The 24,898-nt window shown below is 41.7% G+C and carries 21 protein-coding genes and 1 other annotated feature; of the genes, 2 read left to right on the forward strand and 19 right to left on the reverse strand.

Features of this window, described 5'->3' with window-relative positions; translation table 11 throughout:
• From OCV60_RS08325 to OCV60_RS08370, 10 genes are all read right to left on the reverse strand, one after another.
• Positions 1-515: ATP-binding protein (locus OCV60_RS08325; protein WP_262530021.1), on the reverse strand; the 515-nt coding region annotated here is incomplete at its 3' end.
• Between the two features lie 482 nt (positions 516-997).
• A complete protein-coding gene (locus OCV60_RS08330; RefSeq protein ID WP_262530022.1) occupies positions 998-2,509 on the reverse strand; it encodes a hypothetical protein in 1,512 nt (503 codons plus the stop codon).
• Positions 2,506-3,219 (reverse strand): TetR/AcrR family transcriptional regulator, encoded by a 714-nt coding sequence (locus OCV60_RS08335; protein ID WP_117785876.1) that lies wholly within the window; start codon positions 3,217-3,219, stop codon positions 2,506-2,508. The genes OCV60_RS08330 and OCV60_RS08335 overlap by 4 nt, the downstream gene beginning before the upstream one ends.
• 205 nt (positions 3,220-3,424) lie before the next feature.
• Positions 3,425-3,502, reverse strand: a complete 78-nt coding sequence (locus tag OCV60_RS13195; RefSeq protein WP_317258981.1) for a TnpV protein — start codon at positions 3,500-3,502, stop codon at positions 3,425-3,427.
• 177 nt (positions 3,503-3,679) lie between these two features.
• Positions 3,680-4,228 (reverse strand): AAA family ATPase, encoded by a 549-nt coding sequence (locus tag OCV60_RS08345; protein WP_117785875.1) that lies wholly within the window; start codon positions 4,226-4,228, stop codon positions 3,680-3,682.
• 84 nt (positions 4,229-4,312) lie between these two features.
• On the reverse strand, positions 4,313-4,753 hold the full coding sequence (locus tag OCV60_RS08350) for a hypothetical protein (protein WP_015534084.1): 441 nt from the start codon (positions 4,751-4,753) through the stop codon (positions 4,313-4,315).
• A 257-nt stretch (positions 4,754-5,010) separates the two neighbouring features.
• Positions 5,011-5,415 carry a hypothetical protein gene (locus OCV60_RS08355; protein WP_015534085.1) on the reverse strand — a complete coding sequence of 135 codons (405 nt, stop codon included), beginning with the start codon at positions 5,413-5,415 and terminating at the stop codon, positions 5,011-5,013.
• 203 nt (positions 5,416-5,618) lie between these two features.
• Complete coding sequence (locus OCV60_RS08360; protein ID WP_055145659.1) at positions 5,619-6,554, reverse strand: hypothetical protein; 936 nt, start codon at positions 6,552-6,554, stop codon at positions 5,619-5,621.
• A gap of 130 nt (positions 6,555-6,684) precedes the next feature.
• A complete protein-coding gene (locus OCV60_RS08365) occupies positions 6,685-7,248 on the reverse strand; it encodes a GNAT family N-acetyltransferase (protein WP_015534086.1) in 564 nt (187 codons plus the stop codon).
• A gap of 45 nt (positions 7,249-7,293) precedes the next feature.
• Entirely contained in the window at positions 7,294-7,686 is a 393-nt protein-coding gene (locus OCV60_RS08370) for a cytidine deaminase family protein (protein WP_021944626.1), read from the reverse strand.
• An 825-nt stretch (positions 7,687-8,511) separates the two neighbouring features.
• On the opposite strand from OCV60_RS08370, the gene OCV60_RS08375 reads away from it, so the two are divergent.
• Positions 8,512-9,399, forward strand: coding sequence for a DegV family protein (locus OCV60_RS08375; protein ID WP_021944624.1), 888 nt, complete (start codon positions 8,512-8,514; stop codon positions 9,397-9,399).
• A 1-nt stretch (position 9,400) separates the two neighbouring features.
• On the opposite strand, the gene OCV60_RS08380 is transcribed toward OCV60_RS08375, so the two are convergent.
• The 6 genes from OCV60_RS08380 to OCV60_RS08405 all read right to left on the reverse strand — a co-directional run bounded on the left by OCV60_RS08380 (position 9,401) and on the right by OCV60_RS08405 (position 19,460).
• Positions 9,401-9,910 carry a flavin reductase family protein gene (locus OCV60_RS08380; protein ID WP_021944623.1) on the reverse strand — a complete coding sequence of 170 codons (510 nt, stop codon included), beginning with the start codon at positions 9,908-9,910 and terminating at the stop codon, positions 9,401-9,403.
• Positions 9,911-10,253: 343 nt separating this feature from the next.
• On the reverse strand, positions 10,254-11,252 hold the full coding sequence (gene nudC / locus OCV60_RS08385) for an NAD(+) diphosphatase (protein WP_262530023.1): 999 nt from the start codon (positions 11,250-11,252) through the stop codon (positions 10,254-10,256).
• Positions 11,253-11,423: 171 nt separating this feature from the next.
• Entirely contained in the window at positions 11,424-14,066 is a 2,643-nt protein-coding gene (locus OCV60_RS08390; protein WP_044945721.1) for a valine--tRNA ligase, read from the reverse strand.
• A gap of 101 nt (positions 14,067-14,167) precedes the next feature.
• Positions 14,168-14,372: a binding site (T-box leader), on the reverse strand.
• Positions 14,373-14,441: 69 nt separating this feature from the next.
• On the reverse strand, positions 14,442-16,499 hold the full coding sequence (locus OCV60_RS08395) for a hypothetical protein (RefSeq protein WP_117785859.1): 2,058 nt from the start codon (positions 16,497-16,499) through the stop codon (positions 14,442-14,444).
• Between the two features lie 172 nt (positions 16,500-16,671).
• Positions 16,672-18,348 carry a glycoside hydrolase family 13 protein gene (locus tag OCV60_RS08400; RefSeq protein ID WP_117785858.1) on the reverse strand — a complete coding sequence of 559 codons (1,677 nt, stop codon included), beginning with the start codon at positions 18,346-18,348 and terminating at the stop codon, positions 16,672-16,674.
• Positions 18,349-18,488: 140 nt separating this feature from the next.
• Entirely contained in the window at positions 18,489-19,460 is a 972-nt protein-coding gene (locus OCV60_RS08405) for an AraC family transcriptional regulator (protein ID WP_117785857.1), read from the reverse strand.
• A 62-nt stretch (positions 19,461-19,522) separates the two neighbouring features.
• Here OCV60_RS08405 and OCV60_RS08410 point away from each other — a divergent pair, with 62 nt between their 5' ends.
• Positions 19,523-20,893: a zinc ribbon domain-containing protein gene (locus OCV60_RS08410; RefSeq protein ID WP_262530024.1), complete on the forward strand. Its 1,371-nt coding sequence runs from the start codon at positions 19,523-19,525 to the stop codon at positions 20,891-20,893.
• A gap of 477 nt (positions 20,894-21,370) precedes the next feature.
• On the opposite strand, the gene OCV60_RS08415 is transcribed toward OCV60_RS08410, so the two are convergent.
• The 3 genes from OCV60_RS08415 to OCV60_RS08425 are packed head-to-tail and all read right to left on the reverse strand — an operon-like array spanning position 21,371 to position 24,880.
• On the reverse strand, positions 21,371-22,738 hold the full coding sequence (locus tag OCV60_RS08415; protein WP_118675294.1) for an NAD(P)/FAD-dependent oxidoreductase: 1,368 nt from the start codon (positions 22,736-22,738) through the stop codon (positions 21,371-21,373).
• A gap of 22 nt (positions 22,739-22,760) precedes the next feature.
• Positions 22,761-23,597 carry a hypothetical protein gene (locus tag OCV60_RS08420; protein ID WP_118675293.1) on the reverse strand — a complete coding sequence of 279 codons (837 nt, stop codon included), beginning with the start codon at positions 23,595-23,597 and terminating at the stop codon, positions 22,761-22,763.
• Complete coding sequence (locus tag OCV60_RS08425; RefSeq protein WP_118675292.1) at positions 23,585-24,880, reverse strand: DUF5716 family protein; 1,296 nt, start codon at positions 24,878-24,880, stop codon at positions 23,585-23,587. Before OCV60_RS08425 ends, OCV60_RS08420 begins: the two co-directional genes overlap by 13 nt.
• Positions 24,881-24,898: the final 18 nt, after the last annotated feature.

Raw genomic sequence — 24,898 nt, forward strand, 5'->3', positions numbered from 1 at the left:
CCGCCATAAGTAATATATTCGTTCCATCCATCATATTTATTTCCATCATAGCAACTCATAAATTCCGAAAAGCTCAAAGGGTACATATGAACCTCATCCCCTCTGCCGCCAAATTCAGTAGCTATATCTCTGGATAAAAACTTTGCATTACTTCCCGTTACAAACACATCGCAATTCTTCTTATCCGCTAAACCGTTAAGCACACTCACAAACTCATCCAGCAACTGCACTTCATCTAAAAGAAAGTAGTATTTTTCAGTATCTTGAAGTTGTTCCTTTGCCCAAGGGTAAAAGATTTTCGGATCTCGATATTCTATATTATCGAATAAATCAAACGCCATTTCAATGATGTGTTTTTCATCCACTCCATTTTCAAGCAAATGATTTTTAAACAGCGTTCGCAATAAATATGATTTTCCACATCTTCTTATTCCTGTTACAATTTTAATCAGACCATTTCCTTCACGATTTATAAGTTGTTCTAAATAGTAATCTCTTTTAATTTCTTTTACCATAGCATTCCCCTTAAAAGATATTTTGGTTATTATATCCCTAAATATCTTTTATTATACCCAACGACTTGATACCATGCAATAGTTTATAAGATATTTTGGTTAATAAATACCTAAATATCTTACAGACATTTTAGCATTTTCATATCATATAAACATAAAAAGGCAGGCAGTCTGTTATATTACCACCTGCTTGTTACCTGCTCTAATATTATTTTTTTATATCATTAGTCCGACAAACAGGAATCTATGAATGAACGTTCTCTCGTTTTTTCTGAATCCAAATGCTAATTATCGTTGAGATTGCTGTCATTACAGCCAGTAATACATAATACAACGGATCTTGATTGATATCTACCACTCCCATCAATGTGTTTGTCCATCCATGTAGGATCATGCAGAACATGACAGCTCTGGTGAAAAGCGCCGTATTGCTACGACGCTTTTGTCTTGCTCGGAAGATGGAGCAAGGGAACGCTATTCAATTATCTGTTGTACTTTTTCTTTCTGCTTACTGCCGTTGTTCCAATTGCTACACAGCCGCTGACAAACAGCAAGGCAAGCCACAAAGCAAGATTGCTTGTGTCACCGGTCTGCGGAGATTTGGAATCGTCCTTCAGCTTCGCCGTTACAGTGTCGGCTTTTTTGATTTCCTTTGTACCGCCCTTGTCGCTGAAATACTTGCCACAGCCTTCGCAGTACCAGTACTCGATATTGCCCTCGGTGGTCTTGGTCGCCGCCTTTGCCGGGAAGTGCTTTAAGTTAGTGTGGTTCTTCGGATCAAGCTCACCGTATTCCGCACCGCAGATCTCGCACTTTGCCTTGTCCTTGCAGGTCGCTTTCCCACCAGTATGCTCAATCAGCTTCTTGCCACAATAATCACACTTGTGATCTTTGTTATCGTCTGCACACTCGCTGATTATATAATCGCAGATATCACATTTGTGGTCTTTGTTTGCATCGATGCAATTCTCCGTTTGCGTGCCTGCAGAGCATCCGTCAACGGTGCAGGTGCGGGTATGGGTGCCGTCTTCGTTGGACGTCCAATCGCCCCAGTTATGGTTCAGCGCATTGCCGGAGAAGAAGGTCGCCTCATCCGCCGTGCCTTCGGAGCTCAGACCGCAGACTGCGCAGGACTTGTAATAGATCGCCTTTCCCGTGCAGGTGGCGGCGGATTTCAGGTACTTTGCATCCACGGTCTCCGCCGTTAAGTCGTGGGGCAGCTTTTCGCCATACTCAGACTTGCATACCTCGCAGACGGCTTTTGCGGTGCAGGTCGCCGTGCCGCCGGTGCAGTTATTAGTCTCGGTGTGCGAGGCATCGCGCTTACAGATTCGGGTGTGGGTCTCTTCATCGCTGTTCTGCGTCCAATCGCCCCAGTTGTGGTCCAGTGCATTGCCGGAGAGGAAGGTCGCCTCATCCGCCGTGCCCTCGGAACTCAGACCGCAGACTGCGCAGGACTTGTAATAGACCGCCTTTTCGGTACAGGTTGCAGCAGACTTCAAATACTGCGCCTCTGCTTTTTCGGCAGTGAAGCTGTGTGCCGCCATCTCGCCGTATTCGCCGCCGCAGACCGTGCAGACAGCCTTGGCGGTGCAGGTCGCCGTGCCGCCGGTGCAGTTATTAGTCTCGGTGTGCGAGGCATCGCGCTTACAGATTCGGGTGTGGGTCTTTTCATCGCTGTTCTGCGTCCAAGTGCTCCAGTCGTGCCCAAGCGGTTCGGAAGATCCGCCGCAAACCGTGCATGTCTTTCCGCTTGTGCAAGTCGCCGTTCCGCTCCATGTGTGTGCCTGCCAGTAATTCCATGTATTATCACACACCGTGCATGTAAGATCGCATCGGTGCCATTTATCATTTGCGTATTGACAAGTCATCCTTACCGTTTGTGCCTGGTCGCATTTAGGACAAAACGCTCTAACCGCCGCATATGCCGTCATAGGCATAACAGCCAGCATCACGCACAGTATGAGCACAACGCTCAAAATTTTCTTATTCATATAGTTTCCTCTCCTTTGTTGTCCATTGACAGCTTAAAGTCATATTTCATTTCCAACATGGCGAACAGCTTATACATTACCTCGGTGGCAATTGCCTTGATATCCAGTGATTGAATAAAGGCAAGCACCTTTGCCTGCTCTGCTTCCGGTACACGATATACTCTCATTGATGCCGTCAAAAAGCGGTTGAGCTTGCGTTCCAATGGAAAATGAATATCACATTTTCTCGCCATATAGCTACGCATCAATCCTGCTGTGCCAATTTCCATCTCGTAAAAGTCGCTCTCGGTATCATCGGGGAAATATTCACCAAAAATCTGCTTCAGCTCTGCTGTGGTATGCAGGTAAATATATTCCGACGTGTCGGGCAGGGAATAGGCTTCAATGTAGATTTCCCGCAGGTTCTCGTTCTGCTCGGTCAGGGTCAGTTGGATCGCCGTTTCCACCGCATAGGCGTAAACCGGTGGCAGCTTGCTGTCTGCAATGCTTCTTGCCACGCCGAACTGTCCGCCGAACATTGTTTCGGTCAATTCCAGCAAAATTCTGTCCTTGGTAGGAAACAGATTCAAATAGCTTCCCCTTGCCACGCCCGCTTCGTCCACAATCTGACCGACAGAGGTGTTTTTATACCCCTGCTCCAAAAAGAGACGCACGCATACGGTCAGTATTTTCCTCTTTGTTTCACTGCTGTTTCTTCGCAAATATATCATCTCTCTTCAAGTGTTTTGGTACGCATACCAATAATATCACAGAAAGTACAAAAAGGCAAGTGGTATTTGAAACTTTACTTCCGTAAATTGTGACATTTCCGCAAACGCTGGCTTCTTCCATTACTCACGGAACTTTATGACTTCTTGAATACTACCCGCAAAGGAAAAGCCGCCGTCTGTTGACAGCGACTTTTCTTACTTAGTATTAACAGTATATAAGCTCACTCGAAACGATTTCCATAGCAGCGCTGCGGATGTTGTTCATTCTTTGTACCCACAGCATTTGATTTTCCGCTTTGAGGCTTCCGTTACACCCTCTTTTTCGGAAAGCTGCTTTACCAGCCGAGAAAACATTGCTTCTGCCCGCTCATTGAGTTCTGCAAGGTAATCTCCGATTGAACAAAATCGCTGCGCGATGGCCTGCCAAGGCTGTGGCGCAGCGATTTTGTTCAACTGGAAGTTATCTCGCTATCCCCTTCCAATTGTTTACAATAATATCTGCGTTCTTTTCAAGATCCGCAGCTCCATCCAATTCAATTTTTACACACGACATATTTTTCATCCATTCTTTCTGTTCTCTCATATTCGGAGAACCATCTCCTTCATAACTTCGATTATCATTCAAAAATCTCATATGGGCTTCATACATATCTCCACCTTCAAGCACTCTTTCACCAAATCGCTCTATTGCTCTTTTATGGACTCTTTCTATTCGAATATCCGGTGAAACATAAAGAAGTACCATCATTTCAAACATCTCATCAAATGCGTAATGGAACGAACTCATCGAACCAGCCATAACAAAATGTTCATATGGAGCAATATCATTGCTCAGTCTGCTAATCTTTTCATCTCGTGTATACATCTGTGTATATGGACTATCTGTATTCTGTTTCCATATATAATCGTCCACATCAAAATATGGATATCCCAATTTCTGTGCAACAATTTTTCCAAGTGTTGTCTTTCCACTTCCGGATGGACCAATTATCATAATTCCGGTTGGCATATTTATACCTCTTTAGTTAGCAATAAATTCAAAGTTTCTGTTCCTCCACAACTTCCGATTTCTCAGTTTCAAAAACTGGAATTTTCACACTTCGTCAACTAATGTTTTTTCTTCTCTATAAAGCAAGGTCACAACAAATGCAATAATTATCAAAATATGTAATACAATATGATATACATCAGGAACATATCTTCCATCCACATTTATTAATTGAATGCATTCTGAAAAATAGGCAATCTTCTTGTCCATTTCTCCCATAAATCCTCTTCCAAATAAAGTATACCATTCATGACTTAAGAACTGAGTGACAAACCACCCTGCCAACCATATCAAATGTATATTCCTTCCAACATTTTTTGTAACTAACATTAAAACGAATGTAATTGTCGGAATAAGCATAAATAGCCATTCTTCCTCAAATGCACCTGTTACCAAGTATTTGTCTCCAATCTTCAATCCTATCATTGAAAGAAAATACCACAGTAAAAGAATTATATTTACAATTATTAAATGTGTTTTTTTCATAAATCATATCTCCTAGACAATTCTTAAACTTCCGATTTATCAACGTGTAACATAATTAAATCATATTAGAAATGGGATAAACTATGTACTTTTCTTCAAAATAATATAGTTATTTTTCCGTATGATACTTATATCCCCTCAATTTCTTTTTTACTCCAATTAATATAAGATAGTCACGATAACAATCACGACAATCCATCCTACCTTTTCCATTTTATGTGAACAAAACAATCTCCACACCATCGGTCTTCTAATGCTCATTTTATCATATACTGTTCAAGCATAGTCGGTGCGATATCCATGGCTACAAAAAACTCTTCTGGCAACGTGCAAAGCTCTTGGCTTATAAAATCTTCCGCATCAATATACTTATGATCATTTTCCGGATCATAACATTTCTCATGATTTGCAAAAATAACTATTCCCTCAAAACTCTTCTCAATCTCATAAACAGCATCTCCCGGTACATCATAATTTAGGATAGTGACATGTAATCTATCCTTTGCATCAAGACTGTCGGCAATATAAAATTCATCACAAAATGGCAACTTATTCTCGACAGCAAAATCAATTGTATGCTGGAGATATTCCCTTAAAATCTCTCTGTCCAGCTTATACTTAAAGCCCGAAAAAAAATTTTTCATTTTATTAAATAAACCCATATATCAAATCTGTCCCTTCATATAATTTGCTCATAATACTGGTTATACACTTAAATAATCTTTATATTCTTTATCTAAAAGTTTCTTAAATTCTTTATAATCATCCCATTTAAATGTAAAGCCACATCTTCTTCACTCAAATCTGTACCTTTTTTATTATATTGTATGCAATATCCCAATTCCATCCTTTGAATATTTCCGTTTCAAAACTCTTCGTCTTCATCGATTTCTTCATCTGGTTGAATCTCACAAACAAATTCAATATTTCTTTTACCGAATACATCTGTCAGATAAGTAATCTCTTCTTCATTCATTGTAAAAAATGACCATTCATTCTCGCTGACAGTTATTTTCTCCTGTTCTGTTGTCGTTACCTCCAAAGTGATAACGTTCATGCTTCCCTTCACTGTTTCAAACAGTCTTGTCAATCGTACCTTTGCCAGATCCAGTGCAGTCAGCTTTCCACCATATACAGATACAAGAAAGTTCTTTGTCAAATATATCCTAAAATCATTAAACCAGAGAGCTTCCGGCTGATTACATTCTTCGTCAATCTGCTCTGCCAATGGATGTCTGTATTTTTTAATCGCACGCACCTGGGTTAATACCATCGAAATTCCAATCAATATTAAGATGCCTCCGATATCCAGATTCACAAAATATCCTTCCTTGAGTATTTTTCCATAGGTAAGCTTCGTCATACATATATAAATAAATTTGTAATTGATATACTCACTTATTATTTTTTTTACGTTCTCGTCAGTCACAACTTTCGTCATGCCTTCCACTCTTGCCGTACCATTCTCTTCAACTCTCTGCTTCAAATCTGCAAACTGTTCCGGTTGCATCCCTACAATATAGCTTTCCTCTGCCGTTGTTACAAGGTAATATCCTTCATATTTATTTTCTGCCAGTTTCTCCGGTACCTGGATAATATCAATATATGCTGTCTGATTCGCAGGATTGGCTTCTTCCTGTAATACCTGTTCAAATGGTCGAACACAATCCATCTTTCTCTTTGTCTGAATCAATCCAAATGCCACCAAAAATATTCCTATCAATAAGAGAATCATTCCGATCGTCCGCCACATTTGATTGAATTTGTATTCTTCTTTTATATGCTTATTCGTATATTTCATGTCATGTATTCTCCTACACTTGATTTTTCTCTCACACATAAATGCTCTAACGCTGTTTTATTATAAAATTGTCTGATTTGTTCCCTACAAACTGAAATTTTCGAGTGTGTCGCTAAATTAGATTTTTTCATCAATTATCATTACTAAAATACTCATTTCTAAGTATGGAATAATAAACTTCATCCACAATACCTTGATTACAGGTTCCCGACTGCCTAATTATTCCTTCTTTTTTCATTCCCATTTTCTGCATTACACTTCCTGAGTTTGGATTACCTGCAGCATGCTTTGCATATACACGTTTGACTTTTACTTCTTCAAAAAAGAATTTTACCAATGCCCTTCCTGCTTCTGCAGTTATACCTTTTCCCCACCATCTGCTTCCAATACCATACCCGAGCTCCACACTTTCTGTTGCCTCATCGAGACTTACTACTGATATATCTCCAACCAGTTCATGCGAATCTTTTAACTCAATTGTCCAAAAATAGAAATCCTGCTTATCATACGATTCTATCCAATCAATTAGTAATTGCTTTGTCTCGTCGACATTTTTATGCGGTTGCCAACTTAAAAACTTTGTTACATCTTTTTCTGTTACCCAGTTTTTAAACATGATTTCTGCATCATCTAATACATGTCGTTTAAGAACTAATCTATCTGTTTCTATTCTAATTGTGCCCTTATGTTCCATACGCATCCTCCATCATCAAGAAAATTCCGATTTGATAAAATGAGATTATATCCACCATTCTGGTGTTAAATCGCCAAGCGTTACTATTCGCTCATTTTCATAATCCATCATTATCTCAATTTTTCGATATTCTTCTGGCATTAGCTGTGTCATAAATTCCCTGCAAGCTCCGCAAGGTGGAATGGCTTTTCCATCTCCATCAATAGCAATTACTCGTTTAATAGCATCCTCACCATTTGTAATCATATTGAAGATAGCATTTCTTTCGGCACATACGCCCAAAGTACACGCTGTATCTACGCACACCCCAACATAAATTTTACCCGATATAGATTCTACCGCAGCAGCAACTCCTCCTGCTTCAATAATTTTCGAAACATCTCGTGGTTTTAATACCTGTTTTGCTGCATCGTATAACTCTTCCCATTTATTATCCATAAATTTCAGTTCTCCTTTATAACTTTCGATTTATCTTTCTACTCAACTACACGCCAACTTCTTTAAAAGATTAACATAATATTTAAGCTCATTCAAGGAACTCAAATAAACACACAAGTGGAATACCTCAAATTAAGTTTGTTTATTTGAAATTGCAATATAACTGCATATAGAAATCAGGAAACTTATACAGTACAAAACAACCGCTCCAAAACTAAACAATACTTCTCCCAAATAAGTTAGTCCTGGCATAAATCCATATCCAGGAAGATTATTATAGTAAATCATCAGTCCTATGGATATAAGCAGCGGAATCAGTTCTGCCGAAAACAATATCCGCCAAAGTTTTTTTGTTTTCTTGCGAATGGTTATCACAAATAATATTATTTGAAATATTAAAATTACTATATATGTAATCAGCAGGAACAGTGCCATTACTATTTTCCTCCGTAAGTTCCGAGTTATATGATAATCCAAGTGAACATTAAATACAAATAAGGCAATAATGCCATAATCTCATTGAATACGAACAGCTTGCTTCCAATTTGAATCTTATACTTTGTTCTCGCTTTCTTATAGAAAAACACGCAGCAAATCGTTGTTGCAATAATATGTATTATTCCAATTATCAAAATCAGCCAATGCAATCTTATATTTTGGAACTTATTATCATATCCAGTCAGATCAAACCATATTACAATGAACCATGCAAGTAAGTCATTTACTAAATACGCAATAATAACAATTTTTTCAAAGAGTATTTTCATCAACACCGGTAATACTAATACAGGAAATATATCGGAAATTGTATTGGAGGTTTTTATCATGAGAAATTTTATCTTATCGTGTGAATCGACAACGGATCTGTCATATTCTTATCTGAATGAACGGGAAATTGCAGTCATTCCTTATACTTACATCATTCATGAACATGTATACGAGGATAACATGGAACGAAATCCGGATCTGATGCCGAAGTATTATAAGATGTTGGAAAAAGGGCTGTTGCCTACAACCTCCCAGATCAACGAAGCTTCCTATTATGATTTCTTTGAAGGACTGATACAGAATGGTGATGTGCTTCATATCACCTTCAGCTCCGCCTTAAGCGGATCGGCAAATAATGCCTATCGTGCGGCGGCAGCAATAAAAAAGAACTATCCGGGAAAGCAGCTGCAGGTCATTGATTCTCTCTGCGGTGCAGGAGGGTATGGATTGTTAACGGACTACGTTGCTGATATGCGGGATGAAGGTCTTTCATTGGCAGCAGCTGCTGACTGGATCATGAAGCATCGTACCTGTATCCATCACCAGTTTTTTACAACCGATCTCACCTTTCTACACCATAGCGGACGGATCAGCGGCGCTGCTTCCCATATCGCATCGATCCTGAACATTCATCCTCTGATCCGGCTGGATCAGAACGGAATGGCAGATGCCTATACAAAAGTCCGTGGCAAGAAGCGCGCCGTAAGAGAGGTGATCTCTGAGATGGAATACTACGCAGAAAACGGGACAGACTACAATGGAAAATGCTTCATCTCCCATGCTGCCTGCCCCGAGCTTGCCTATCTGTTAAAGAACTCCGTCCTACAGACATTTCCGAATGTCACTCATCCGGTACGCATCTTAAATGCCGGTACAATTACCGCATCTCACTGCGGTCCCGGCGCTGCCGGACTGTTCTTTCTCGGACGCGAACGCCCGTATTAATTTAATATTCATCCGGTACAAGTACCTTTTCAATCTCTGCGATATAGTATCTGTGATAATCCTTATCCGGATATACCTTTGCTCCTTCCTCAGGATCAGCAAAGGTAGCAGGATCAATATCTCCTTCGCACATTTTTCTGCAAATGAGTGTAATGCCTGCCTCTTTGATAACCGGAACATCACCACAGAAATCAAGAGTGATCCCTGCTCCTGCAAATTTATCCGCTACATCCTTACCGGATGTTCTTCCGCAATAAGTCAGTGCCTTTCTGTACTCTTCCGGAAGCACACAAACGGAAAATTCCTTCTGTTCATCGATAAACTGCTTTGTATATCTCTGTGGGCGGATATAAATCGTGATAACAGGCTTTGACCAGAACTCACCAAAGGAACCCCAGCTTACTGTCATCGTATTTGCCTTCTCATGATCTCCTGCAGTTACAAGTGCCCACTTTTTGTTGATCATTTCGATCAGATTTCCTTTTAATTCCTCTGCATTGATTTCTTTCATCTTGATAATACCTCACTTTTCTGATTACTCAGTTCCTGAAGTGTTTACTGTAACAGAAATACATCCTGATACAATAATGAGGCACTGATCATTCTCAATGCCTCATTGCAAAATCGTATGGTACACTGGTATTACCAGCTGGTTTTTGGCTCATTATACCATCCGCTTTTGTTTTGTCAACCAACAGCTTTTCAGAAACAAATCGTTTTTTATTACTTTTAAACACAGGTTTTATAATATATGAAATTATTTTCAACCTTATGCTTTTCTTTTTTTATTTTATTTTATTCAGATATCAAATACGATAACTTTATTTTTATTTTTTTATAGTGATCGGTCTGTTTTAATCCTGTGATCGGTCTGTTTTCAGATCAAACACACCCTGTCCATATCGTTTAAACTGCATCATCATCTCATGTGTCAGACTCAGATGTTCTCCATAGTCCGGGATCTGCTCGCGCTCTACCCATTCGCCGCTTGCAAGTTCTTCATGATCGATGGTCAGTTCCGGTTCATGCTCATCTGACTTTTTTCTGTCTGCCTGACAGAAGAATCCCATCAGCAGATTGCTGTCAAATCCCCACGGCTGTGATTTGTAATACCGGATATTCTTAACCGGTATTCCGACTTCCTCCATCACCTCACGCCGAACCGTTTCCTCTACCGTCTCACCTATTTCCGTAAAGCCGGCGATCAGGGCGTATCGTTTATACTCTCTTGCAGCGTAAGTTGTAAGAATGATACGATTGCCATCTGTCACTCCGACAATTACTGCCGGTGCGATCGTTGGGAAGATCAGATGTCCGCAGGACGGACAACGGAGCATCCGTTCTTTCTCATCCGGGAGCACAGGCGTTCCGCAGGCTCCACAATAGCGGTTCATCGAATACCACAGATGCAGATGCCATCCGGTTGCCGCCGCAAGCACTTCTTCCTTTGGCTTGCAGCTTCTGGTCTTATACATGCTCCGGTATTCATAACCCGGAATCTCCAGACGCTCTCCCCAATTTACATCAGTTGCTCCATTCGCTGATCTTTCAACATAATAAGGCTCTGTTGTCCGGACAAGATCCTGCGGCCGATACAGAAAATACTGTCTGTCATCGATCACAAACAGGTATGTCAGATTATCCTGCCATGATGCATCCTGCGTGACCGTATCATTTATTCCTATATAGCTTTTATATTCCGAGACAGTGAGCCAGACCAGCTCATGCTCATCCTCCACCTTTTTGGCAAGGATCAGTTTCTCGGAAAATGCAAGGATCACATCATCATTCTTCGGCGGTTTTCGATATGCATATTCATTATGAAACCGTTTTGGTTCTATATCCTGTATCATCTTCCTATACCAGACAGGCTGTCTGATACGATATGAAAACATCTGTATTATCAGTGCTTTTATATGCGGATCAGCCAGCCTGTTTCTTTCTTTTTGAATTTATACCATGAATCATTTCTGTCGACACTGTCGTTTCGATTCATATATGGACACAGCCTTGCGTCTCTGTTATTACTTCTTTAACTGAGCCAGACGTTCTTCAACCTGGGCTTTCATTTCTGTATATTTTGCAAGCTTGGCTTTTTCTTCTTCTACCTTGGCAGCCGGTGCTTTATCTACAAATTTAGGATTTGCAAGCATACCGGATGCACGCTTGATCTCGCCGGCCAGACGACCGGATTCTTTCTCCAGACGCTCGATCTCTTTGTCGATATCAACCAGCTCTGCAAGCGGAATATAGAGTGCGGCATCATGTATCAGGGTAGATACTGCATTCTCATCAATACCATTCTTGCTATCCTGAATGAATACCTCACTTGCATATCCAAGTGTTGCAAAGAAATTCTTTGATGCTTCAAATATATCACGGATCTCACTCTTAGCAGATACAACATATACAGTTGCTTTCTTGCTTGGCGGTACATTCATACCGGTACGCAGATTACGAATCGCACGAACCGCAGCCTTGATCGTATCAACTGCATTTTCATCCTGCTTGAAGCTCCACTCCTCTTTATATACAGGCCAGTCAGAGATCATGATAGATTCTTCCTCATCCTGAATATTACAGAAAATCTCCTCCGTGATAAACGGCATATATGGATGTAATAATTTCAATGCCCGGATCAGAACTGTCTTTAATGTCCAGAGGGCTGCTGCCTTTGTCTCGTCTGCATCATTGTAAAGTCTTGGCTTAACCATCTCGATATACCAGTCACAGAATTCTTCCCAGATGAAATCGTATACCTTGGAAACTGCGATACCCAACTCGTATTTCTCCATGTTATCTGTCATCTCAACTGCCAGATCATTGACCTTGGATAAGATCCAACGGTCAGCGATCGTAAGATCAGATAATTTTACATTTGAGAAATCAGCCTTTTCCATATTCATCATAATGAATCTGGATGCATTCCAGATCTTATTTGCAAAGTTTCTGGAATTCTCTACACGCTCCCAATAGAAACGCATATCATTTCCCGGTGCATTACCTGTGATCAGTGTCAGACGAAGGGCATCTGCACCATATTTATCAATAACCTCAAGCGGATCGATACCGTTTCCAAGAGACTTACTCATCTTCCGGCCCTGATCGTCACGAACCAGTCCGTGGATCAGAACATGCTTAAATGGGCTCTTTCCTGTCTGCTCCAGTGCGGAGAATACCATACGGATAACCCAGAAGAAGATGATATCGTATCCGGTTACAAGTACGTCAGTCGGATAGAAATATTCATATTCCGGTGTCTTCTTTGGCCAGCCAAGTGTTGAGAATGGCCAGAGTGCGGATGAGAACCATGTATCCAGTGTATCTTCATCCTGTGTCAGATGTGTGCATCCACACTTCGGACATACCGTCGGAACTTCTCTGGAAACGATCGTCTCATGACACTCATCACAGTAATAAGCCGGGATTCTGTGTCCCCACCAAAGCTGACGGGAGATACACCAGTCGCGGATATTTTCAAGCCAGTGGATGTATGTCTTATCAAACTGCTCCGGTACAAATTCCAGCTCATCTGTCTTGATCAGATCAAGAGCTGCCTGGCCCATTTCCTTCATACGGACAAACCACTGTGGCTTGATCATTGGCTCTACCGTTGTCTTACATCTGTCATGTGTTCCTACGTTATGTGTGTGTGGTACAACCTTTACAAGAAGACCTTCTTTTTCCAGATCTGCTACCATTGCTTTTCTTGCTTCATAACGATCCATGCCTGCGTATTTGCCGCCCTTCTCGTTGATCGTAGCATCATCGTTTAAAATATTGATTTCTTCCAGATTGTGTCTCTTACCTACTTCGAAGTCGTTCGGATCATGTGCCGGTGTAATCTTTACACAACCTGTTCCGAATTCCATATCTACATATTCATCTGCGATAACAGGGATCTCTCTGTCTGTTAAAGGGAGCTTCAGCATCTTACCGATGATATCCTTATAACGCTCATCCTTTGGATTTACAGCAACCGCCGTATCACCAAGCAGGGTTTCCGGTCTGGTCGTTGCGATCTCTACATATCTTCCTTCTTCTCCAACAATCGGATAATTGATATGCCAGAAATGTCCTTCCTGCTCTACATGCTCTACCTCTGCGTCCGAAATGGATGTCTTACATACAGGACACCAGTTGATGATCCTGGAACCTTTGTAGATATATCCCTTTTCATAGAGATTGACAAATACTTCCTTAACTGCTTCTGAACATCCCTCGTCCATTGTAAAACGCTCTCTGTCCCAGTCAGCAGATGAACCCAGCTTCTTTAACTGGTTTACGATTCTTCCGCCGTATTCTTCTTTCCATTTCCAGGCATGCTGTAAGAAAGCCTCTCTGCCGATCTCCTTCTTATCAATACCTTCTGCCTTTAATTTCTCTGTTACCTTTACCTCTGTAGCGATCGCTGCATGGTCTGTACCCGGCTGCCATAATGCACTGTAGCCCTGCATTCTCTTGAAACGAATGAGGATATCCTGCATCGTATTGTCCAGGGCATGACCCATATGAAGCTGTCCGGTTACATTTGGAGGCGGCATAACGATCGTAAATGGTTTCTTACTGCGATCTACCTCTGCATGAAAATATTTCTTATCTTCCCATTTTCTGTACAGCCTGTCTTCTATATCGGCCGGATTGTATGTCTTTTCCAGTTCTTTCATCTGTTCCATCCTTTCTGTTTTTATAGCATCTTTAGTGGAGCGTTTTTCCTTTACAGAATCAATCTTCTTACATAGAAAAAGCCCTTTGAAACATCTCTGTTCCAAAGGGCGTATCTTACGCGTTACCACCTTAATTTATCACTCATCTTATTCTGTAACGGGAACGACCCGGCGCATCCTACTGAACATTTCGGATGTGCTGCTCCAAAGCTACCTTCCCACAAATTTCCTCGAAAGACCTTTCAGCCTGTGGATCTTCCTCTCTGGCAGTTCTTTTATGGTACTCCTCTTTTTCCTTGCATTTATGCTGTTAAACTAAATCTCATAGTACAACAGAAGTCTTTCCAGTGTCAAGCGGTTTTAAACGTAATCTTGCTATTTTTCATACATCAATACTCTTTCCCACGGCATAAGTGTCGCTCCATCATCCTCTGGGAAACATGCACTCATCTGATCCGATATCACCTTTAACTTTTTCCGTATTCTTTCATAGCTAAAGAATCCATTATCATTCTGCTGATCCGTCATGGCATATTCAAATACTCTCGCACGGTCTTCATTTGGAAAGCTTTTTGAGTAGGTGTCAATAAATGCAATCTCTGACGCATCACCGGATGAAAATGCAACATAGGTATTGTCATAGCTATTTTCATTTGCAATATAATCGTAATCATAATCGAATCCATCCGGGTTGCACTCCGACCAAATTCCTTCATCAAACCAACAGCCGGTGTAATTCATATGGTTCTCGATCGCATGGAAGATCTCGTGGTGGATCGTGCTGATATAGGAGGACTGATCATTGATATCAATAACCAGAAATGTGTCATTCTCCAGAGTATTCTGAACTCCGGCAGCTGTTGTAAGTGCTGTTTCATCTGTTCCTATGATCGCACCTGCCAGATAGATCTTTAATATGCTTCCATATCCATCATCCAGATTTTTCAACATCCGATCCGGATATTTCTTCAACTCATTCTTCAGGACTTCCAGTGACTGCGCGGTCAGAAGTGCATTGTCTGATGCCTCATACCGGTAGATATCCTTGCTGCACTCCGTCACTTCATCAAATATATGTACCTCTACACCATTTTGATCTCCGATATCCTTTGCCTGCTGCCGCAGCTCCTGCTTCAACTCATCGGACGGATGATCCAGATAACTCCATGGATAACGGTAGACTCTGGAATCACCGGAAATGCTGCGCGCATCGTTCAGATCCCATATGTATACTTCCGGTGTGAGTCCGCTCGTTGAAAATGCAAAGAAGTTGTATGTATCTATATAAGTACCTTGATCGATATAAATATAATTTGTTTCATCAAACGGAAATGTTACTGCAAGTCTGCTTTCACATTTACCGGTATCCACATTATAGATCCGGAACTGCAGCTTCTGTGTATTCGTCTCCTGCGACTGGCTGGCACTGCCATACATAGCCAGACCATGTTCTACATCGCAGCCAACCTGAAAATCACCTGTATTATCCGGGAACAAAATTCCCGGTTCTTCCCCGGAAGTTTCTCCATACACCTGATAGACCTGACCATCCGCATATACCGATGCGTAGTACTTATCCCCACTTCCTTCAAATTGCACGATATCATAATCACCGGTTTCTTTTATATCTTCACCGGTCACACTATAACATCTGACGTCCACACGTTCTGCCGTATTATCATATGCCGACACCACCAGATACTCCGGTTCTTCCGCATATCCTAGCAGCGTTATATCTTTTCCTTCTCCTGAATATGCCGGACACACCTCTGACTCTTCCCCCGACCGCAGATCATATTCATAGATCTGTCCATCCTCTGCATTTGTATAGAAGAAACCGGTAAGATCCTTTGACATCAGATAACTGTCCGGTGTCCCCTTTTCGATCGGCATAACAGTCTCCTGATCCAACAATGCTCCATACCGGATCAGCTCTTTATTGCCTTTATCATAGAGAACCACCTCATCGGTTCCATTTGAAAATACATCTGACGCATATGTATTCTTCGGGCAGCTTACAACCACTTTCTGCCTGAGTTCCGCCAGATCATATAGTGCCAGATAACCATCTTCTCCTACGCCATACTGGATTCCAAGTGCATCCCCAAAAGCAAACATCTTATTGATGTAAATATTATCTTCCTCTACTTTCATATCCAGTTGATACAGATTCGTATATCCGGATACCTTTGCCTGCTTGTAGCATTCCCCCGAGACGATCGATTTCCACTCTTCCTCTCTGGTCGGTTCTTCGGTTGTCGTCTGTGAGCCATCTGCCCTGTCAGTATTTTCTTCTGTCAGATACCCGGAGGTTGTTCCCCCATTCTTATCCCCACCTGCCACCTGACAGCCTGTTATCTGTCCAAGTGCCATGCTGATAACCAGCACTCCTGCCAGCCATCTGCCGATACCTTTCCTGTAATTCTTTCTCATATATGCACCCCATTTCTATGCCATTATAATACCCCTAATTTATTTCCACTTTTTAACAGAATATCATATATTAATTTCCTTGTAACTAATAAAAACCATCAAAATGATGGTTTTTAAGCACTGTTTCGCCATCATTTTAATGGTTTTATATGTTGATCAATTATTCAAAGCATTATCCCAGGATCACTGCCTGCCCGGAGCTTAACCGTATACGGTTGCCATTTAAGCATACGTCATTCTTATTATCTAACAAAACATGAAGCTTCGGCTGCTCATTTGTAGTCAGCAGATCAACCGTGATATCTTCTCTACTGTAATTCGTTATAATGTAAACGGTCTGGTCTTCCGTCTTTCTTGCATATGCAAATATTCCATCCTTCTCCACAAACATTGGAACGACCTTGCCATAGGTAAATACTTCTTTGTAGTCCTCGGACTTACGAAGTGCGATCAGCTTCTGGTAATAGTACCATACTGAATCTTCCCTGCCAAGCTGTTCTTTTACATTGATCTCTTTATAATTTGGATTTACAAAGAGCCATGGTGTTCCGGTTGTAAATCCTGCCTGTGCAGAATCATCCCACTGCATTGGTGTTCTGGCATTATCCCTGCTGTTCTCATAGCAGGCTTCCATCGCTTCTTCTACCGTGCAGCCAGCATCGATTGCAACTGCATATTCATTCTTTGTACTAATATCATTGTAATCATCGATCGAAGCCATATGACAGTTACGCATACCAATCTCCTGTCCCTGATAAATAAACGGAATACCACGCAGCATAACACTGATCGTTCCCAGTAATTTGATTCCGTCTTCATTCTGAAGGTAATCCGGCAGATAACGGCTCGCACCTCTCGGCTCGTCGTGATTCTCTATAATATTTGCAAGGAAGCCAACATCTTCACATTCCTTCTGTGCATGGAAGATCACCTTTTTCAGATCATCAAATCCGACCTTCTTCGCATCGTACCAGCCATGATCGCCAAAGGTCATCTCATGCGCTGAGAAATCAAACATCGTTGAAAAATGTCCGTCGTCACCGATAAATTCTTCCAACTCATCCTTCTTCATATTGAATACTTCAGCAACTGTAAACGCATCGTACTTTTCAAATGTATGCTTCTTCAAATCCTCTAACAGTTCACCAACGCCATCGACGCCCTCAACCATACGGAAGATTCCTGTCATGCCATCCGGTCCGTCCGGCTCATAATCCGGAAAACTCAGATCTTTCTTGATATTGATGATCGCATCGATACGGAAGCCTGCAACGCCCTTATCCAGCCACCAGTTGATCATGGTATATAATTCATTTAATACCTCTGGATTGTTCCAGTTCAGATCCGGCTGTTCCTTTGCAAACATATGAAGATAATAATAGTCCGTTCCTTCTACTTTCTCCCATGCGCTTCCACCAAAATAAGACCGGTAATTGCTTGGCGGATTGCCGTCTTTTCCCTTACGGAAATAAAAATAATCGCCATATTTACCCTCCGGATCTTTTAATGCTTTCTGGAACCATTCATGCTGGTCAGAACAGTGATTAATAACAAGATCCATAATGATATACATATCCCGCTTCTTCGCTTCTGCTAACAGCTCATCGAATTCTTCCATCGTTCCAAAGATCTCATCGATCTTATAATAATCTGAAATATCATAACCCTGATCGACAAATGGAGACTGATAGATCGGAGATAACCAGATAATATCGATTCCCAGACTTTTCAGATAATCTAAATGATCGATCACGCCACGAAGATCACCGATTCCATCTCCATTTGTATCCTGAAAGCTCTTTGGATATATCTGATATGCTACTTTACCATGCCACCATTTTCTTTTCATTATAAAAACCTCCTGTGTTCCTTTTATACTGTCTGTATCTGTTCCACCATCGGATACAGATACTCGTTCTTTTTACACTTTAATTACAGTATACGGAATACATAGAGGTTTTCTATCTTTAAATTGACTATTTTATTGTACTATTTTGACTTTTTGCGATATTCAGAAGGTGTCATGTCCTTCTCCTTTTTAAAGCGTCTGATAAAATATCCGATATTGTCAAATCCACAGGCAGATGCAATATCTATGATCTTATCCTCTGTCTCTGCAAGTGCCGTTGCCGCTTTCTCCACACGGATCATATTGATATATTCTGTGATCGTCTTCCCGATATTCTTCTTAAAATATCGGCAAAAATACTGTTCATTCATATTGACCAGCTCCGCCAGTTCGGACAAGCGGATCGGTGAACCGTAATGCTCCCCGATATACTGCAGCACCTTCTTCAGATTCTCTACCGTTCCGGATTCTTCCCTGTCTTCCCTGACCTGTCTTGTAAACAGGTCATACTTATATGCAACTGCGATCAATTCTAACATCTTTGCCTTGATATTCAAATAGAGCATATTTTTCTGTAGATTCTGTTTCGGTTCTCCTGCCACGTTCTCACGCGTTATTGAAGAATCCAGATGCTGCACTTTCTTCGTATCATGTTCTTTCATCTGCCTAAGCACCTGTTCAATCTCTTTATAACAGGCACTCAATTCCTCAAATGCCGCATCCCCGCTCTGGCACAGAACCGGCATCCGAAGCTTTCCTTCTGCAAGTGGGCCAAGCACCTTCGCCTCCGCCGCATCATACCGTTCAAAGCACAGGATATCAAGAGGGAACACAACCGCACTTTCTATACCATCCTTTTCCAGGATCAGTGCATGCAGTTCTTCCGGATGGATGCACATAAATGCCGGTGCATGAACCTGATACTCTTTTGTATTTATCCATACCGGGAAATCACCTTTTTGAAAATAGATCCATTCCATTTCCTCATGCCAATGCGGAACCACATGCCACTCATTTTCTCCGTTCCATTCGTACAAAGCAACCGGATACTGCACCGTTCCATGTGTTCTATTCTCTTTTAACGATGTATTTGCCATTTCCTGCTTTTTCATGCTTTGGTCCTTTCTTATTTTATGCTAGACATCTTCTATATTCCATTATACACTTCTCCTATATGGGGACAAATGGTTTTATATCGTACATTGCATTTATTTTCCTTGGAATCGGTATCGTACTGATCATAATTGCCGTTATATTACTGATACGCTATATAAAACAGGTGACCGCATTTAAGAAATACAAACCTGCATGGGAAAAACACAAAAGCATTTATGATGATTTTGCCATAGAACTGAATCACTGGTATGATTCCGGACTTCTGCCAAAGAGCTGTGACGGCGATACCTCCTACGCCCTCCGTCTGCAAAGAGAACGACTGGGTCGCAAAGGAATCCGCATGATCCACTACACGGCACCTGCCAAAGAGACTCCCGGAACCACATATTTTTCAAGAAACACCGCATGGTATACCGTTGACCTGATGAATGAACATATCATCAGACGACTGCGGTTTGAGAATTCATCCGGCATCATATATGACCGGGATTCCGATGATACGATGTATGAATCTGTTGTCCACACACCAAATGAAGCCGAGCTTCATCATATGACAATGACCTGCCCGAACTGCGGTGCCGTAAATCCGGTTTCCGCTCTGACACAGGGCTGCCCTTATTGCAATACCGTATTTCAGGTCAAGGATCTGTTTCCACGTATCACGAATACCTATTTTATCCGAAATAATGCTTCCATGAAAAATGTAAACAAACGAGGCTCCACCATATGGATTACTATGCTGGTTGTATTTCTATTTACTTTTATTTCCTTTCTTTCAGACCGGGAGAATCCGATTCCTGCCAGCCTGATCATGTCCTATTTTGTCACACTGATCTTCGGCGGCATCACCGGACTTATGCTTTCATCCGTTCTTTTGATCATTAAGCAGTTCAATCGTGACGGTCGAAAACGTATTCCATTCTGGTCTTATGTGACAGCAAAGGGAAAGATCTCACGAGCATTTGCGCCTTATGATCCTGTTTTTTCTTTTGAGAAATTTGAAGGCCAGATCATCGCCCTGATCCGCATGACCGTTCTGGCAGATCACCCGGAAAACCTTGCTTTCTATCGTGGTTCTTCTTTTGATCCATATTTTCAGGATATCATCGAGATGACCTACATGCAGGCTTTAACTGTCAATAATATCCACATGGAGGGAAGTGAGCTGTGCCTGAATCTTCGTACCTGGTGGATAAATTACAGTGAACATGATGGCGCCATAAACCGTCGGGGCGACTGTATCGACATCACCCTCCGGAGAAATACCGCCTACATAGAACCGCCCGGTTTCTCCATTACTTCCGTCCACTGCCCTGCCTGTGGCGCAAGCTTCGATACTGTACGCCAGCGCAACTGCCCTTACTGTGGCAACGAATATCATATGGAGAATGCAGGATTTATTATTGAAAAGCTGGCGCTTGTTCCATGATAGAGCCTGCCACATAATACACATTTGCATGTAAAGACTCATGATATTTTCTGCCCACCGCATATTGCCCGATCCGTAAATGCGGGTGCCTATCTGAGTCCGAAGGACGAGTTGGCACAGGAGCATTTACGAATCAGGCATGTGCAGAGAATAGACAATCTGGCACGTCATTATAGGGGGATTCATATTATATATGAAGAATGCGTCATACTGTGAAAAAAAGCTGGAGATTTTCTTAAGAACATCGGCTGTTATATAATTCAATCCCCTTGATAAAGACATTCATGATTTTTCGTTGCGAACTGCACATTGCCAGTAAATGCGGGTGCCTGTCTGAGCCCGAAGGGCGAGTTGGCACAGGAGCATTTACGGATCAGGCATATGCAGTGAGCAGAAAATATCATGAGCCTTTACAAGGGGATTCGTATTATATAGCAGCCGATGTCTGAAAATCTTCGGCTTTTTATCATTATGCCATTACTCGCCAAGGATGTGACGGGCTACATAGATACCACTGGCGGAGGCATGGGACAACGAATGCGTTACGCCACTGCCATCTCCGATCACATATAAGCCCTTGTGGCAGCTTTCCAGATTCTCATCCAACTCCACTTCCATGTTGTAGAACTTAACCTCCACACCATATAACAGAGTATCATCATTTGCTGTTCCCGGTGCTACCTTATCCAGTGCATAGATCATTTCCATGATTCCATCTAAGATACGCTTTGGAAGGACAAGACTCAGATCACCCGGTGTTGCCGTTAAGGTCGGTGTTACCAGCCCTTCTTCAATACGCTTCACGGTACTTCTTCTGCCTCGGACTAGGTCGCCAAACCGCTGTACAATGACACCACCGCCTAGCATGTTTGATAATCTTGCGATACTTTCACCATATCCGTTACTGTCCTTAAATGGCTCTGAGAAATGCTTGGAAACCAGAAGTGCAAAGTTTGTATTCTCTGTCTTCTTCTCATCACCCTCATAGCTGTGTCCGTTTACAGTGATGATACCATTCGTATTCTCATTTACCACAATTCCATTTGGATTCATACAGAAGGTTCTGACATTATCTTCGAATTTCTCTGTACGATATACAATCTTGCTTTCATATAATTCATCCGTCAGATGTGAGAAGATAACTGCCGGAAGCTCCACACGGACTCCGATATCGACACGGTTGGATTTTGTAGGAATCTCAAGCTCCTTACATACCTTTTCCATCCATTTGCTTCCGCTTCGTCCAACGGATACGATACATTTCTCACAGTCGAATTCACCCTTATCACAGATGATACGATAACCACCATCAATGACCTGTACTGTATCAACCGGTGTATCAAAATAAAAGTCCATATGATCCTTCATCTGATCATACAGATTCTGAAGAACAACATAGTTGATATCAGTTCCCAGATGGCGAACCGACGCATCTAAAAGCTTCAGCTTGTTCTGAAGACATAGCTTCTTGAACTTCGTTCCGGCGGTTGAATAAAGCTTTGTTCCATCGCCGCCATTTTCCATATTAATCTCATCTACATACTTCATCAGGTCAACAGCTTTCTGCTTACCGATATATTCATACAGTGTTCCACCAAAATCATTTGTGATATTGTATTTTCCATCTGAGAATGCACCTGCTCCGCCAAATCCACACATGATCGAGCAATGCTTACAGTTAATACAATTCTTGATCTTATCGCCATCAATCGGACATTTTCTCTTTTTTAAAGTATATCCTTCTTCGAATACAGCGATCTTACACTCCGGTTTCTTCTTCATCAGTTCATATGCCGCAAAGATTCCTCCCGGTCCTGCACCGATAATAATCACATCATACTTCATACACAACTTTACCTTTCATTTATCAGACAAGCTGATCCCTGAATTCGTCTTTTAATTCCGACAGAATCGTATCCATACGCCTGTCATAATCTTCAATATGTCCATGAAGTCGGTTATAAACCGCTTTCTGGACTTTATTGTAGATTGGAAGCTCCCGCACATCTTCTTTAGAATCTCCGACTTCACTCATCAGATCCTCTAAAAAGTTCGCAGGAAGTCCTCGTTTCTTAATCTCTTTTTCAAGTGTCGCAGTATCCACTGTAACTGCCAGCACACAGAAATATTCGATCATGGATTCCTCATTCTTATTTAACGAATATGCCTTAATAAAATAGCTCTTTGCTTCATCAAGCTGAAGATTTCCGGCCAGAGCAACTGCTTTATTATGATATACATTTCCGAGGAATTCATCCTCCTGTTTTTCTTTTTCCAGATAGCAGATGACCTCATCATAGATCGCACCCGCTTTTATATAATGCTTATACCGCAGATATCCATCCGCCCGCAGCTTCTCGACTTCGTATGATTTTAACGTACGAAGCTTCTGGCATTCCGCCATAAACTGCCGTACTTCTTCACTGCTGTAATATCCGCCATACACAAGAATCTCCACCATGATATCCTGAACAAATGCATGCTTGTCAAGTAATGTATCGATCTTATCCGCAAGCTCTGTGAGATCAAGTTCTCTTCTGATCCATGCCGACAAGCTCGCCGTCACATCTTCTTCCCCAACCAGCACCATATTATTATACAGATAGTAACACAATTCCTCGTAGGAATATACAGATACCTTGGTATTCAGGAACGTATATGGATTCTGTGCAGTTTTTGTATTACATACAATTATTTTTCCCATTTCAGGTCAAATTCCTTCCTATATATCTTATTTGTGGTCGGGAACATCGTTCCAAATCCTTCATCCCTGATAACAACCGCTCCCTTTTCCGCACTGTAGAATTCCGCTTCCAGTGAGATCTTAGTCGTCTTCGGCGGACGCTTCGGCAGTCCGTGGATCTCGATATGCTCCTTATCATAATCTCCTGTCAATATGTTGCGATAGATCAGCTCCACCTGATTTGATTCGTCCGGAAAGATATATAATTTTCCCTTTGTGTGGAACCATTCCTGTCCTCCTCTGGTGATCGGCACAAATGTCTTGCTGTCATCATTTAAACTGATACCTATATCAAAGCCAACTGTATATTCCGACCGGATCAGATAACGATCAAGTACCTTGCTGTGCCGATCGCCAAATGCCCGGTAGCAGGCTCCCTTTGTATAGATATTCTGACCGACAAATACCCGTCTTCCCTGACAGAGGATCGTCGCCGACTCCTTCAGCCAGTTATCCGCAAAGCCTATTCCGGTCAGGAACACCGAGGACACATAAGTCTCTGCCAGAAGCTCCTGACAGATCACTGCGAACTGCTCATCCAGCTCCTCATCGTCCTTCTTAAACGCTGAAAATGTCAAGCGGTCTTTCAGGTTTTGATGAAATACATCCACAATCTCCGGTGATTTGTTATGCGTAATATCGAATCTGTAATAATCAAGCCCGCTGCTGTTAAAATCAAACAACACCACACTGTTATTTCTTAACGACTCCGGCTGATTAAAGATGTAATAAATTCCACTATCTATATGGCTTGTGATCTCAAACTGTTCATCACTTAAATGAAGCGCTCTCTGTAACTCCTGCACTGCCTTAATGATATGAATATCGGCATCTGCGATCGTTACTACCAGCCGCCTGATCTCATAGCTTTCAAACTGTTTTGTAAATTCCCGGATATGAAGCAGCAGCATTTTGACCAGAAGGTCTTTTGCTTTATAACTTGTTCCATAGATCTCCGTGTCCTCGTTGATGATCGTCTTCTGGTAAATACGATCAACCACCACGCCATCTTCCTTGAACCGTTTCCCTGCAGCCACCGCTCCGACACTCCAACCGGATTCATCCTTTGCTCCGGTTCCGTCTTTATATTTATCTGTATAAAACATAATATTTGGAAGCAGATATGTATCTTTGGAATCACTGTGACAGATTGATTCCGGTACTCCTTCATCCAGCTTATAATAACTTAACTGTGTATACTCCGGACTCAGATCCAATCCCAGATATAATGGATGTTCCGTCATGTTATCTCCTCCTGTTTC

The sequence above is a fragment of the Coprococcus ammoniilyticus genome, from assembly GCF_025567345.1.
GTDB lineage: Bacteria > Bacillota > Clostridia > Lachnospirales > Lachnospiraceae > Coprococcus > Coprococcus ammoniilyticus.